This is a genomic window from Stappia stellulata DSM 5886 (genome assembly GCF_000423705.1).
Classification (GTDB): domain Bacteria; phylum Pseudomonadota; class Alphaproteobacteria; order Rhizobiales; family Stappiaceae; genus Stappia; species Stappia stellulata.
Map to the genome: position 1 here is coordinate 461,885 of NZ_AUIM01000004.1, position 13,682 is coordinate 475,566.

Consider the following 13,682-nt stretch of genomic DNA (forward strand, 5'->3'; position numbering starts at 1 on the left):
TAGACTATGTTCATGATTTGTCCGTAGTCTGAGTCGAATGGCATTGGGGATCCCGTCGGATGTTGACGCGCAAGCAGCACGAATTGCTCCTGTTTATCCATGAGCGTCTCAAGGAAACCGGTGTCCCGCCATCCTTCGACGAAATGAAGGATGCCCTCGACCTGCGCTCCAAGTCGGGCATCCATCGCCTGATCACGGCGCTGGAGGAACGCGGCTTCATCCGCCGGTTGCCCAATCGCGCGCGCGCGCTCGAAATCGTGAAGCTGCCGGAATCGGTCGCGCCGGGGCTCGCCGCACCGCGCAGCCAGGGATTTTCGCCCTCCGTGATCGAAGGCTCGCGCGGCAAGACGCCGCCCGCTGCCGCCCGGCCTGCCGTTCCGGACACCGACAGCGTGACGATAGCGGTGATGGGGCGCATCGCCGCCGGCGTGCCGATCGAGGCGATCCAGTCCCACAGCCACACGATCTCCATGCCTGCCGACCTTCTCGGGTCCGGCGAGCATTACGCGCTTGAGGTGCGCGGCGATTCCATGATCGACGCTGGCATTCTGGACGGCGACACCGTCGTCATCCGCAAGTCGGACAGCGCCGACAGCGGCGACATCGTCGTCGCTCTGATCGACGACGAGGAGGCCACGCTCAAGCGGCTGCGCAAGAAGGGCGAATCCATTGCGCTCGAGGCGGCCAACCCGGCCTATGAGACGCGCATCTTCGGTCCGGGCCGTGTCCGCGTTCAGGGCAAGCTGATCTCTCTCTTCCGTCGCTACTGACCGGTCTCCGGGCGGATCAGGGGCGCGGCTGACGTTTGGGCGTCCATGGGCGCAGGGCGCTGTAACTGGAGCGAAGCATGACTTGCGGCGGCGCGCCCTGTCTCGGCTCCAGATAGATCGCGATCGCGCCCGTGCGGGCAAGGCTGCTTGCGTCGAAGACGTGGGGTGCCGCGCAGCTCACGGGCGCACGCAAGGCCGTGACGATCACATCCACCCTCACGCAGTCCTGCGCGAAGGCCGAAGGATCGGATACGAGCGAGATAGTCAGCGGCCGGATACCGGCGGTGTCTGTCCCCGACAACATATCTGCGGGCTTGACGCCGGCCGGAGCAGCCCTCGCGCCGCCCCCGGGGTAGGCGGAGGCGATGCAGGCCCGGTCGTCACAGGCCATGCGCCGGCGTGTCAGGTGCCGGTTGTTCCTCTCGGTCGCCGTCACCGCATCGGCCCTGAGCCAGACATCCCCCAGAAAACTCGAAGGCCTTGCGGTAACCTGCAAGCGCCCTGTGCTGTCGCGAACGGCAATGGCTTTTCCGTTTGCCGAGACGAGCATGTCCGGCGGGCGGTGGAGCGCAAGAGCCAACCCCGCGAAAACCAGCGGCACGAGCGCGACGTGCCTGTAGCCCGCCGGCGCAAGACACAGAACGCCACCGCCGGTCACAACCAGCAAAATGGCGGACAACGGGAGCATGCCGATCACCCCTTCGCCGGGCGTTGCCGCCTGCGCCCAACTCGAGATCGCCGCGACCTGTTCCAGCGCCAACCCCATCACCGACAGCGGCAACACCTCCAGCCCGAAAGGCAGCAACGCCAGGGCCAGCACCGCCATCGGCATGACGAGGACGGTCACCAGCGGCATGGCAACGAGATTGATCAGTGGCCCGAGCGGGGCGATCCGGTGAAAATGAAAAGCACCGATCGCACCCGTTGCAGCCCCTGCGATAAGCGAGGTCATCAGGATCGCACCGAGCCAGAGTGCGACATTTGCAATCGCCGACATGACAAGTCCGCGAGCGGCCTGATCGCGCGGATTGGTGCGCGCGCGTCGACGGGTCATCTCCTCATAGGCCGCGATCAGGGCGACCACGGCGGCGAAGGACATCTGGAAGCCGGGGTCGAGAAGCGCCTCCGGCGTGACGACGAGAATGAAAAAAGCCGCGAGGGCGGCATTGCGCAACGTCAGGGCCCGTCGCCCGAGCAGTCTGCCGGCAAGAACGAGCGCAATCATCACGAAGGCCCGCTGCGTGGCGATCGATCCACCCGAGATCGCGAGATAGAAGGTGGCTGCGGCAAGCGCCGCGCCCGCCGCCCACAGGTCGATCGGCCGGTTTTGGGACAGTCGGGCGGAAAGCGCCAGGACGGCGCGCACGGAAAAGAACACCGCCCCGGCAAACAGCGCCATGTGCAGGCCGGAAATCGCCAGGATATGCGCAAGCCCCGCTGTCCTCAGCGCTTCGGTGGTCTCGGGCGGGATAGACGACCGGTCGCCGACGATCAGCGCGACGGCCAGCCCGCCGGCAACGCCCGTGCCGAGCGTCTGCAGGATGCGTTCGGCAATCGTGCGGCGCAGCCCGTCGATCCCGGCCATCAGCCTCAGGTCGCGGGGCACGGGCCCGAGATCGGTCTTCTCGGGCGCGCCGAAGGCAAAGCCGCTGGCGCCCACTCCATCGAAAAACGCGCGAAACGAATAATCGTATCCGCCCGGCATCACGGCCGGGGCCGGTGGCATCAACCTTGCGCGCAGGCGAACCGCGTTTCCGGTCTCAAATGCGGCGTCCGCACCGCGCACACTCACCCGCACACGCTTTGGAACGCTGTCGCCCCGCAGCGGCGGCGCGTCGACAACCCGGATGGTCAGGCGCAAGCGACCACCGGCGCGCGTCTCTGCACGCTCCACGAACCCCGAAAGCGTGACGCTCCGCGCGCGTTCGAGGATCGGCGCCGATACAAGCACGGTGCGAAGGCTCGCCGCAGCGGTTCCGGAAAGCACGACCGCGCATGCGAGAAGCAGTGCGGCGGCGCGGCCATTGCGATGCGCCGACAGAAACAGCCCCCAGAGAAAGACGCAAACGCCCAGGAGCGCCGGAAGCGAAGGCTCGCGCGGCAACTGAAAGTACCCGGCAATCCCGAGACCGAAGGCGATGCAGGCCCACACCAGGCCGCGTCCGCGATCCAGGTCCGCCCGCACAGCCATGGCGAACCCGCCGTACCATGCCGCCTCGGCGTCTCGACCGGATTTGCGCGACAGAAGACGCGAGCGAAGCAGCATTGCGAGCGACGCACGCACGCGCTCTTGCGCGCCGGAACCCGCGTCGGTGCTGTCGCGCCCGGGAGCGTCATCCGGGTTTAACGCCGGCTGCCCGTCGCCGACGTCGCGATTTGCGCCCTTTTCAACACCCGCCTTGTCGCTGCCCGGCATCGGCCACGCCCCTTTCAGCGCCGTCGGCAAAACAGGGCCCTCGAGCCGGTCCGCCGCGCCGTATTCAGGCTTTGGCGAGATCGGACGCTATGCTAAGGGAACCCAACCCCGCGCCAGGACGTGAGCGTGCAATGCAACTCAGGTTCGCGCAAGACGGGAATTCGTGTCGCCCGGGTTGCAGGCAGGCACGGACAGAACCGTCATCGATGTCAGATAAACAAAAGGCAGTTGTCATGAGCGCCCCCGTGGTCACGCGTTTCGCCCCCTCGCCCACCGGTTTCCTTCATATCGGCGGCGCAAGAACCGCACTCTTCAACTGGCTCTACGCCAAGCGCTTCGGCGGCAGGATGCTGCTGCGCATCGAGGATACGGACCGCAGCCGCAGCACGGATGCCGCGATCGACGCCATCCTCGACGGTCTGACCTGGCTGGGGCTGGACTGGGACGGAGAGCCGATTTCCCAGTATGCGCGCGCCGACCGCCACCGGGCGGTGGCGAAAGCCCTGATCGACGCCGGACAGGCGTATCCCTGCTACGCCTCCCAGGAAGAACTGGCCGAAATGCGCGAGACCGCCCGCGCGGAAGGCCGCCCGCCGCGCTACGACGGACGCTGGCGCGACCGCGACCCGTCCGAGGCCCCCGCTGACGTGAAGCCTGTCGTCCGCCTCAAGGCCCCGCTCGACGGCGAGACGGTGATTGACGACAAAGTGCAGGGCCGCGTCGTCTTCAACAACAAAGAGCTCGACGATCTCGTCCTGCTGCGCTCCGACGGGTCCCCGACCTACATGCTCGCCGTCGTGGTGGACGATCACGACATGGGGGTCACCCATATCGTGCGCGGCGACGATCACCTGACCAATGCGGCCCGCCAGACCCTGATCTACAAGGCGATGGGCTGGGACGTGCCGACGATGGCGCATATTCCGCTCATTCACGGCCCGGACGGCGCCAAACTTTCCAAGCGCCACGGCGCGCTTGGCGCGGAAGCCTATCGCGCGATGGGCTATCTTCCGGCAGCGATGCGCAATTATCTCGCACGGCTCGGCTGGAGCCATGGCGACGAGGAGATCTTCCCGACCGAACAATTGATCGAGTGGTTCGACCTCGACGCGATCGGAAAGTCGGCCTCCCGGTTCGACATGCAAAAACTGCAGAATCTCAACGGTCACTACATGCGCGCCCAGACAAGCGAGGAACTGATGCGCGACTTCGTGGCATTCCTGCCTCATGCCGAAGGCGGACAGGCCGTCCAGGCCTGGCTGTCCGACAGCACACACGAAAAAATGTTCCGCGCCGCCCTTCCGGGCCTGAAGGAGCGCGCCAAGACCCTGGTCGAGCTGCTGGAAAGCGCGGAGTATCTGTGGGCCAGCCGCCCGCTTGAACTCGACGAAAAGGCGGAAAAGCTCCTGGCCGCAGAAGGCGCGCGCGCCGCGCTCGCCGGTCTTCATGAACGGCTTGCCGCGCTCGAGACATGGAACGCGGAAACCACGGAAGCTGCCGTACGCGCCTATGCCGAAGACGCCGATCTCAAGCTTGGAAAAGCGGCGCAACCGCTGCGCGCCGCACTCACCGGCAAGGGAACCTCGCCCGGGATTTTCGATGTGCTTGATGTGCTTGGACGCGAGGAATCGCTTGCGCGCATTAACGATCAGGCCGTGTCGTGAGGCCAGCCCTCAACCCGGCGCACCTGCCGCAGGGGAAAGGTGAACGGCGCGTCACTCTATGACCAAAGCGGTAAGGGTGTGCGCTTGCGAGGACCTTACAAATGGGATACCCAACAATCGACTTTTCCTCCCGCCAAGCATGGCCGGCCGGTTTCCTGCCTCTCTCGAGACGCGGCCACGCAGCAACGGCGCATTCTTACCAGGGGGTAGCCTGAATGACTGATACAAATGCCAAGCTGACAATTGGCGACAAGTCGTGGGACCTGAAGGTCCGCCCGGGAAGCGTCGGCCCGAACGTAGTCGACATTGCGTCCCTGTACAGCCAGACGGGATGTTTCACGTACGACCCGGGCTTCACGTCCACCGCGTCGTGTGAATCGGGCATCACCTATATCGATGGCGACGAAGGCACGCTGCTGTACCGCGGCTATCCGATCGAGCAGCTTGCCGAACATGGCGACTTTCTCGAGAGCTGCTACCTTCTGCTTTACGGCGAATTGCCGACGAAGGCGCAGAAGGACGACTTCGTGAATCGCGTGACCTACCACACGATGATCCACGAGCAGATGAGCCGCTTCTTCACCGGCTTCCGTCGCGATGCGCATCCGATGGCGATCATGGTCGGCACGGTCGGCGCACTTTCCGCCTTCTATCACGACAGCACGGACATCTCCGATCCGCACCAGCGGATGGTGGCGTCGCTTCGCATGATCGCGAAAATGCCGACGATCGCGGCAATGGCCTACAAGTACCATGTCGGCCAGCCCTTCGTGTATCCGCGCAACGATCTCGACTATGCGGCGAACTTCCTGCACATGTGTTTCGCCGTGCCTTGCGAGGAATACAAGGTGAACCCGGTGCTCGCACGTGCGATGGACCGGATCTTCATCCTGCATGCAGACCACGAGCAGAACGCCTCCACCTCCACCGTGCGTCTGGCGGGCTCCTCGGGCGCAAACCCCTTCGCCTGCATCGCAGCCGGCATCGCCTGCCTCTGGGGCCCGGCCCACGGCGGCGCCAACGAAGCCGCGCTCAACATGCTGGCCGAGATCGGCTCGGTCGACCGGATCCCGGAGTACATCGCCCGCGCCAAGGACAAGAACGATCCGTTCCGTCTGATGGGCTTCGGTCACCGGGTCTACAAGAACTACGATCCGCGCGCCCGTATCATGCAGAAGACGACGCATGAGGTTCTGGCGGAGCTTGGCATGCGCGACGATCCGCTTCTGGACGTTGCCATGGAGCTGGAGCGTATCGCGCTGAGCGACGAGTATTTCGTCGAGAAGAAGCTCTACCCGAACATCGACTTCTATTCCGGCATCACGCTGCGCGCTCTGGGGTTCCCGACCACCATGTTCACGGTGCTCTTTGCACTGGCGCGCACGGTCGGCTGGATCGCGCAGTGGAAGGAAATGGTCGAGGATCCGTCGCAGAAGATCGGCCGTCCGCGCCAGCTCTACACCGGTGCGGCGCCGCGCGACTATGTGCCGATCCCGCAGCGTCGCTGATCGCGCGATCAGGCTTCGCCAAAACGAAAACAGAGGCCGCCCTTCGGGGCGGCCTTTTTTCGTGCTTTCACCATGGTGACATTGAAAGGTTCCGGTCGGCGACCCGCTTGCCCCGCACCCGCAAATGGGCGATTGGCCGCCTTGCGATGTTGTCCGCGCCGGCGGCTGCCTCCCATCTTCGGCGCGAGGGAGAAGGCTGCCCCGCATACAGGCAGACAATCAGGGGCGGGATCTCGTTGCACGCCCTGCTGCCGCAACCTCAAGAACGATACGCGCCGCCTCTCCCGCCTGGCTCCTGCCCTCTCCCAGCTGCATTTCCGCGTCGAGGCGACGGAAGGCATCGACCTGCGCCGCGCGCTCCGGCGAAAGACGCAGAAGCGGTTCCAGCGTCGCGGCAAGGGCATCCGGAGATGCGCCGTCATCCAGGAATTCCGGCACCACGTTCTCCCCAAGGATGATGTTCGGCAACACCATAGATGTAACGGTCGCAATCGGAATAAAACGATTCAAGTCCTTGATCCGACGGTAGAACCAATCGAGGCGGTAGGCGACCGCCATAGGCACACCGGCAATCGCAAGTTCAAGTGTGACGGTTCCGGACGCAGCAAGCGCTGCATGCGCACGGCGAAACGCGGCAAATTTCTCCGCCTCCCCGCTCACGATTTGCGGCTTTACCGGCCAGTTGGCCGTTTCCTCGGCAATGCGCTCACGGAGATGCGGGACTGCCGGCAGCACGACTTCAATGTCGGGAACGGCGTCCTTGAGGATTGCCATCGCAGCTCCGAAGTCGGCAAGAAGCCGGCTGATTTCACTGCGCCTGCTGCCTGGAAGCACCAGAAGAACCGGAGCCCCGTTCCCGGCGAGCGGCGCACGTTCGCCCGCCGCAGGCCGCAGCCTGTCGATGCGCTCGATCAACGGATGGCCGACGTAGGTGGTCGCCGGCCCGCCGAGCTTTTCATGCACCTCAGGCTCGAACGGAAGAATGGCAAGGAGATGGTCCACATAGGCCGACATGCGACGGGCCCGCCCCGGCCGCCACGCCCAGACGGATGGCGAGACGTAATCGACAACCGGGATATGCGGCGCGCGCTTGCGAACCCGCTTCGCGACGTTGTGGGTAAAATCCGGGCTGTCGATAATGACGACGATATCCGGATTGCGGTTCACGATGTCATCGACGGTCTGATAGACACGTTTGACGATCAGCGGAAGGCGCGACAGAACTGCGGACAATCCCATCACCGCGATGTCTTCGATGGGAAAGAGAGATGTGACGCCTTGCGCACTCATGCGCTCTCCGCCCACGCCCAGGAAGCGGATCTGCTGTGGGGCCTGCGCCGTGAGGGCCTCGATCAGGCCGGCGCCGAGCTGGTCGCCCGATTCCTCCCCGACCACAAGATAGACTGACAGCGGCGTCTCCGGCTGGTCGTTCATTTCGCGGCCTCGCGCGGTTCATGCGCTTCTTCAAGCGGGTCGATCCCCCAAAGCGATATCGAGTTTTCCCGCGCAAGCGCTTCCGTTCGCGCCCTTTCGGCGATCAGCACCCGACCGGCCTCGATGCCGATGCCCGACAGGCCGGCATTCGCGGCCGCCCGCACCGTCTCCGGACCGACTGTCGGAAGGTCCACCCGCATGTCCTGACCGGGTTTCGCGCATTTCACGAGCACACCGCCCCGGCCCTTGACCCGCCCGCGCTCCCGCACCGCGCGGCACCGCTCGAGCATGGCATCCGTGCCTTCGGCGCCCTCAACCGCGATCACCCGCCCCGCAACACTCACCGCCGCCTGTCCGATATCCAACCGACCGAGCGCAATAACGGCTTCGCGGGCAAGCTTGAGGTCGAGAGCGGCAGCTGCACCCGGATCCTTGCCGACGATGGTTCCGGACCGGGCCAGCAGCCCCGGCGCCACTTCATGAGCGCCGATCACGCGAAACCCTTCATCCTCGAACAACCGGATGATTTTTTTCAAAATGGAATCGTCGCCGCCGGCAAGCGAGGCGACAATCTTTGGCAGGCGCCGCATCGTGCCCAGGTCGCCGACGATCTCACGCAGCTCCGGACGTCGCGTGACACTGCCGATCATCACGATTTCACGGCACCCCTCGCGCTCCAGAAGCGTCGCAAGCTTGCCGATCTGGCCCCAGCCGAGATAGGCCGGATTGTAGGCATCGACGCCTGTGTCAGCCTCGCCCTTGATGGCGACGGCGACCACCCGCCGACCGCTCTCCACAACCGACGCGATAACCTCTACCGGCAAGCGACCGCCCCCGCAGATGACCGCGACAGGAAGCGGGAGTGCCCCCGATGCGGGCCGCTCGCCCATGGTCATGACCGCCTATCCGTCGCTTCTCGGTGTGCAGAACCGCCGTTCAGGTTCGGCCAGAATGAAGTCGGTCACCCGCAGCACCAGCGCACGATCTGCATGGGCTTCAGCAATCTTTTCGGCCCTCTGTCGCAAGGTGCCGTTGCTGTCTTCGAACAGCGCCTTGAAGGCGCTGCGCAGGGCATGGATTTCCTCGCGGGCAAATCCGTGGCGCTTCAAACCGACCAGATTGAGACCATTGAGCCGCGCCCGGTTGCCCATCACCATGCCGAAGGGGATGAGATCGTTCTCCAGCCCGGCGAGCCCCCCGACAAAGGCGTTGTCGCCAACGCGCGTGAACTGGATGACGGCTGCCCCGCCTCCCATGATCACATTGTCACCGACGCTTACATGCCCGGCAATCATCACGTTGTTGGACAGAATGATGCCGTTTCCAAGTCGCGAATCGTGACCGACATGCGAATTGGCGAGGAAGGCACAGCGATCACCGATCACGGTTTCCAGACCGCCGCCCTCGGTCCCGGGATTGATCGTCACGCCCTCGCGCATGACGCAATCCGATCCGATGGTCAGCGTCGCAGCTTCCCCCCGGTATTTCAGATCCTGCGCCTGATGTCCGATCGAGGCGAAGGGGAACACCGTGCTGCGCGCGCCGATGCGTGTACGCCCGGCCACGACAGCATGCGACTTGAGCTCCACGCCCTCGCCCAGCACAACATCGGGTCCGACATGACAGAACGGTCCGATGCAGACACCGTCCCCCAGTTGTGCGCCATCCTCGACGACGGCCGATGCGTGAATGCTTGCTGTCATGAATGTCTGCCTTACGCGCCGTCCACGAGCATCGCGCTGATCTCGGCTTCGGCAACCTTGGTGCCATCGACCGTCGCAATGCCTTCGAACTTCCAGATGTTCGTCCGGTTGCGGATCTTGCGCATCTCGAAGCGCACCTGATCCCCCGGAAGGACGGGCTTGCGGAACTTCGCCTTGTCGATGGTCATGAAGTAGACCAGCTTGGGGCTCCCCGACTGGCCGCGTGAATGAACGCAAATGGCGCCTGCGGTCTGTGCCATACCCTCGATCAGAAGCACCCCCGGCATGACCGGCTGGCCGGGAAAATGCCCCATGAAGTGGGGTTCGTTCGCCGTTACGTTCTTGATGCCCACGGCGCTGTTATCGCCGTCGATGTCGATGATCCGGTCGACCATCAGGAACGGATAACGGTGCGGCAGAAGCTCCATGATCCGCATGATATCGGCGCTGTCGAGTGTGTTTTTGTCGCCTTCGCTCATTTCGACGTCCTCAAGATGCCCTTGTCCGACGCGCTCAATCCTTGTCGCGCGTCCCCAGTCCCCGTTCAGCGAGTTTGGCCAGGGTCTTTACCTCACGGAACCAGACCTTGACCGGCTTCGCCGGCACACCACCATAACGCGCCCCGGCCGGAACATCCGCTTCGACCACGCTCACGGCCGCGATTTGCGCGCCCATGCCGATCGTCACGTGGCCACGGACCCCGGACTGGCCGCCAATCGCAACATAGTCCTCAAGCGTCGCACTGCCCGAAATGCCAACCTGGGAAACAATCACACAGTGACGCCCGATTACGACGTTGTGTCCAATCTGGACCTGGTTGTCGATCTTCGTGCCCTCGCCGATCACCGTATCGCGGTTGGCACCGCGATCCACCGTCGTGTTCGCACCGATCTCGACGTCGTCCTGAACGATCACACGGCCGATCTGCGGCACCTTGAGATGCCCTCCCGGCCCCATCGCGAAGCCGAAGCCGTCCTGACCGATGCACACACCGGGATGAACGATCACCCGGTCCCCGATCAAGGCGTGCTGCAAGACAGCGTTCGCTCCGACGGTGCTGTTTCGACCGATCCGGACCCCGGCGCCGACAACCGCATTTGCCTGGATCACGCTGCCGGCACCGATCTCGACACCGGGTCCGATGCTGGCGCCAGCCTCGATACACACGCCGTCTTCCAGATCCGCGCTGTCGTCGACGCGCGCGTTCGGGGAAATCCCGCGGCCGGTCGCATCCATCGCATGCGGGCGCAACGCCGTGGGATAGAGACGCCCGAGCACGATGCCCCAGGCCTTGTAGGGTTCTGCCACAACGATGGCGACAACGCCTTCCGGGATCTTCGCCACGTGCCGCTTCGACACCAAGCAAGCCGCAGCACGTGTAACCTCAAGCTCCGCCAGATACTTGGTGTTGTCGAAAAAGACGAGATCGCCGCTGGCGGCATCCTCAAGCGGCGCGACGCCGGAAATCGACGTCTCGCCGCCGCCGCCGGGAAGGTCGCCTGCGACCCACGAGGCCACGTCCGCGACACTGACGGCATCAAAAGGGTCGAAAAAGAAAGGATCGCTCATCGGGTCACCACAGCAAAGCCGGCCGCCGAAGATTCGGCGGCCGGATGAAGCATCTGCATTGTCAAAGGATCAGAAACGGGTGCCGCCACCGATCCGGAAGAACTGGGTGCGGTCGCCGGTTTCCTTCAGGAGCGGCCAGGCAAAGTCGGCGCGCAGCGGACCGAAAGGTGACGCCCACTTGACACCAACACCCGCCGAAATCCGGGGAGAGAAGCCGTTCGACAATACCGACGCCCCATTCTGATTTCCGCCGCATCCATTGGTCGTCTCGACACAGCGTACAATCGCCGGATCCGCATCCCAAACCGCGCCAAAGTCGGTGAACACGGCGCCTGACAGACCAAGCTCCTTGGGAAGACCGAAGATCGGGAACTCTGCTTCGGCATTTGCATGCACATACCAGCGACCACCGAGCGAATCTCCGGTCAGGCGGTCACGCGGGCCAATGCCCTGAGGTTCGAAGCCGCGCAACCAATTGTCGCTGTGCTGGAACTGATCGGAGGAGCGCAGGTCACGACCGATGCCCATGATGTTGCCGCCGCCGGCCCGCAGGATACCGATCACGCCCCACTCGGGAAGCAGTTCCTTGTAGGCACGCGCATCGACGGTGGTCGAAATGTAGCGGCTGTCGCCCCCAAGCCCTGCAAAATCCTGCCCGAACTTGAAGTAGAAACCGTCACGCGGGTTCATCCGGCTGTCGCGGGTATCCCAGACCAGGGCATAACCGATCGACGACGTCAGATTGCGACCGAGAGAGGTTTCCAGTCCGTTCGAGTACTGGCGGGTTGGATCCTCGGTCAGCCTCTGATCGAAGATACGGTAGACGAGGTTCAACCGAAGCTCGTCATCCCGCAGCGGCAGACCGAGACCGATCGAACCACCTGTCGTCTCAAGCTTGTAACGACGGTAATCATTGCGGTCGAAGGACTTGCGATAGGCGTCCAGCGACAGCGCGATCCGGCGCCCCAGGAAATACGGCTCGGTAAAGGCGAACTCGTAGGACTGGGTCGACGAACCGACACCGACGCGTGCGCTTACGAACTGACCGCGTCCGAGGAAGTTCTTCTCGCTGATCGTCACATCGCCGATCACGCCGTCCGACGTGGAATAACCGATACCGAAGCCAACCTCACCCGTTGCCTGTTCCTCGACATCGACATTGATGACGATGCGATCGGGCGAGCTGCCGCGCGACGTGGTGATGCGGACATCCTTGAAGAACTGGAGGTCCTTCAGCCGGCGCTCGGCCTTGTCGAGCAGGACGCGGTTGAAGGCGTCGCCCTCCACCAAGTCGAATTCGCGACGGATGACATACTCGCGTGTCCGGTCGTTTCCGCGAATGTTGATCCGCTCGATGTAAACACGCGGACCTTCTTCAATGTAGTAGGTCAGCGAAATCGTGCGGTTCTCATAGTCGCGGGTCGCTCGCGGGCGGATCTGTGCAAAGGCATAGCCCTGCCGCGACACGTCAAGCGTCAGGTCCTCAAGCGTCTTTTCCACCTCAAGCGAGGAATAGGTATCGCCGGAGTCCGTGCGGATCTTGCGACGCAGCTCTTCCGGATCGACGCTCGACAGCGACGTCTGGAGATCGATGTCGCCATAGGTATACTGCTCACCCTCTTCCACCGTGAAGGTCACGTAGAAGACGTTTTCCTCGCGGTCGAGATCGGCGACAGCCGACACGATCTGGAAGTCGGCATAGCCGTAGCGATAGTAGAACTGGCGCAGCAGCTCCTGATCGGCATCGAGACGATCCGGATCGAAGTTGTCGGTCGTGCGCAGGAAGCTGAGCAGCCCACTCTGGCGCGTGCGGATCACATCGCGCAGACGGCCGTCGCTGAACTTGGTGTTGCCGATGAAGGTGATGCGCTCGATGCCCGTGCGATCGCCCTCGTTGATCTCGAACACGAGGTCGACACGATTGTTCGACCGGTCGATGATCTTCGGCTCGACGGTGGCGCGATAGCGACCGGAGCGGCGATAGGCCTCGAGAATGTTCTGGACGTCGGACTGAACCTTGGCGCTGGTGAGCATGGAGCGCTCTTCCGTGCGCACGACACCCGTCAGCATCTTGTCGTTCAGACGTTTGTTGCCCTCGAAGGAAATCCGGTTGACCATCGGATTTTCCGTCACGGTCACCACAAGGGAGCTGCCCTGGCGATTGATCGAAACGTCACCGAAAAGCCCGGTGGCAAAAAGCGTCTTCAGGGATTCATCCACATCGGAGGGACCGTAGGGCCGACCCGGCCGAATGGTCAGGTAACTCTCCACCGTGGACGCCTCGACGCGGGAGTTCCCACGCACGACGATGCGGCTGACCGTAGCGGCAGCAGCCTCCACGACACCGATCACGGGGAGCGAACCGGTGAGGATCGGCGCGAATCCGCTCAGGATGGCGGCTACCAGGATCGTTCTGGTCAGGTTCTGCAAACACTGCATAAAGACGCTTCGCCTTCGGTTTTCCGTCAACCGGCACAAACGAGGGGCGCACCCTCACCGGGACAGTCAGATTCTCTATATCCGTCAGTCGTTTTACAGGCTTTTTCCAACGACGCAACCACACATGACCGCGTTTCCGCGTTTCGCGACAAAGCGTTGCACGCGCGACACGCAGTCCA

10 protein-coding genes are annotated in these 13,682 nt (G+C 63.7%); 3 read left to right on the top strand and 7 right to left on the bottom strand.

Annotated elements, in window-relative coordinates:
- The first annotated feature begins 59 nt into the window (after positions 1-59).
- On the top strand, positions 60-770 hold the full coding sequence (lexA, locus tag G572_RS0102325) for a transcriptional repressor LexA (RefSeq protein ID WP_029057116.1): 711 nt from the start codon (positions 60-62) through the stop codon (positions 768-770).
- A 16-nt stretch (positions 771-786) separates the two neighbouring features.
- Here the strand turns inward: lexA and G572_RS22115 are convergent, their stop codons facing one another.
- Positions 787-3,186 (bottom strand): ComEC/Rec2 family competence protein, encoded by a 2,400-nt coding sequence (locus G572_RS22115; RefSeq protein ID WP_051241477.1) that lies wholly within the window; start codon positions 3,184-3,186, stop codon positions 787-789.
- A gap of 233 nt (positions 3,187-3,419) precedes the next feature.
- Here G572_RS22115 and gltX point away from each other — a divergent pair, with 233 nt between their 5' ends.
- Both gltX and gltA read left to right on the top strand, forming a co-directional pair.
- Positions 3,420-4,850 (top strand): glutamate--tRNA ligase, encoded by a 1,431-nt coding sequence (gene gltX / locus G572_RS0102335; RefSeq protein WP_029057117.1) that lies wholly within the window; start codon positions 3,420-3,422, stop codon positions 4,848-4,850.
- Between the two features lie 215 nt (positions 4,851-5,065).
- Positions 5,066-6,358, top strand: coding sequence for a citrate synthase (gltA, locus tag G572_RS0102340; RefSeq protein ID WP_029057118.1), 1,293 nt, complete (start codon positions 5,066-5,068; stop codon positions 6,356-6,358).
- A gap of 219 nt (positions 6,359-6,577) precedes the next feature.
- Here the strand turns inward: gltA and lpxB are convergent, their stop codons facing one another.
- The 6 genes from lpxB to bamA form a co-directional block, all read right to left on the bottom strand.
- Entirely contained in the window at positions 6,578-7,792 is a 1,215-nt protein-coding gene (lpxB, locus tag G572_RS0102345) for a lipid-A-disaccharide synthase (protein ID WP_029057119.1), read from the bottom strand.
- The gene (locus G572_RS22120; RefSeq protein WP_084649829.1) at positions 7,789-8,688 is read right to left on the bottom strand and encodes an LpxI family protein; all 900 of its coding nucleotides are present in this window, start codon (positions 8,686-8,688) and stop codon (positions 7,789-7,791) included. Before G572_RS22120 ends, lpxB begins: the two co-directional genes overlap by 4 nt.
- A gap of 6 nt (positions 8,689-8,694) precedes the next feature.
- Positions 8,695-9,495, bottom strand: coding sequence for an acyl-ACP--UDP-N-acetylglucosamine O-acyltransferase (lpxA, locus tag G572_RS0102355; protein WP_029057120.1), 801 nt, complete (start codon positions 9,493-9,495; stop codon positions 8,695-8,697).
- A gap of 11 nt (positions 9,496-9,506) precedes the next feature.
- A complete protein-coding gene (gene fabZ, locus G572_RS0102360; RefSeq protein ID WP_029057121.1) occupies positions 9,507-9,974 on the bottom strand; it encodes a 3-hydroxyacyl-ACP dehydratase FabZ in 468 nt (155 codons plus the stop codon).
- A 34-nt stretch (positions 9,975-10,008) separates the two neighbouring features.
- Positions 10,009-11,064, bottom strand: a complete 1,056-nt coding sequence (gene lpxD / locus G572_RS0102365; RefSeq protein ID WP_029057122.1) for a UDP-3-O-(3-hydroxymyristoyl)glucosamine N-acyltransferase — start codon at positions 11,062-11,064, stop codon at positions 10,009-10,011.
- A gap of 69 nt (positions 11,065-11,133) precedes the next feature.
- Positions 11,134-13,503: an outer membrane protein assembly factor BamA gene (bamA, locus tag G572_RS0102370; protein WP_029057123.1), complete on the bottom strand. Its 2,370-nt coding sequence runs from the start codon at positions 13,501-13,503 to the stop codon at positions 11,134-11,136.
- Between the last annotated feature and the right edge of the window lie 179 nt (positions 13,504-13,682).

Bases quoted from the DNA above. Each gene is read 5' to 3' on its own strand.
- G572_RS22120 (WP_084649829.1), bottom strand. From the start codon at position 8,688: ATGACCATGGGCGAGCGGCCCGCATCGGGGGCACTCCCGCTTCCTGTC.
- G572_RS22115 (WP_051241477.1), bottom strand. From the start codon at position 3,186: ATGCCGGGCAGCGACAAGGCGGGTGTTGAAAAGGGCGCAAATCGCGAC.
- lpxA (WP_029057120.1), bottom strand. From the start codon at position 9,495: ATGACAGCAAGCATTCACGCATCGGCCGTCGTCGAGGATGGCGCACAA.
- lpxD (WP_029057122.1), bottom strand. From the start codon at position 11,064: ATGAGCGATCCTTTCTTTTTCGACCCTTTTGATGCCGTCAGTGTCGCG.
- lpxB (WP_029057119.1), bottom strand. From the start codon at position 7,792: ATGAACGACCAGCCGGAGACGCCGCTGTCAGTCTATCTTGTGGTCGGG.
- bamA (WP_029057123.1), bottom strand. From the start codon at position 13,503: ATGCAGTGTTTGCAGAACCTGACCAGAACGATCCTGGTAGCCGCCATC.
- lexA (WP_029057116.1), top strand. From the start codon at position 60: ATGTTGACGCGCAAGCAGCACGAATTGCTCCTGTTTATCCATGAGCGT.
- gltA (WP_029057118.1), top strand. From the start codon at position 5,066: ATGACTGATACAAATGCCAAGCTGACAATTGGCGACAAGTCGTGGGAC.
- gltX (WP_029057117.1), top strand. From the start codon at position 3,420: ATGAGCGCCCCCGTGGTCACGCGTTTCGCCCCCTCGCCCACCGGTTTC.
- fabZ (WP_029057121.1), bottom strand. From the start codon at position 9,974: ATGAGCGAAGGCGACAAAAACACACTCGACAGCGCCGATATCATGCGG.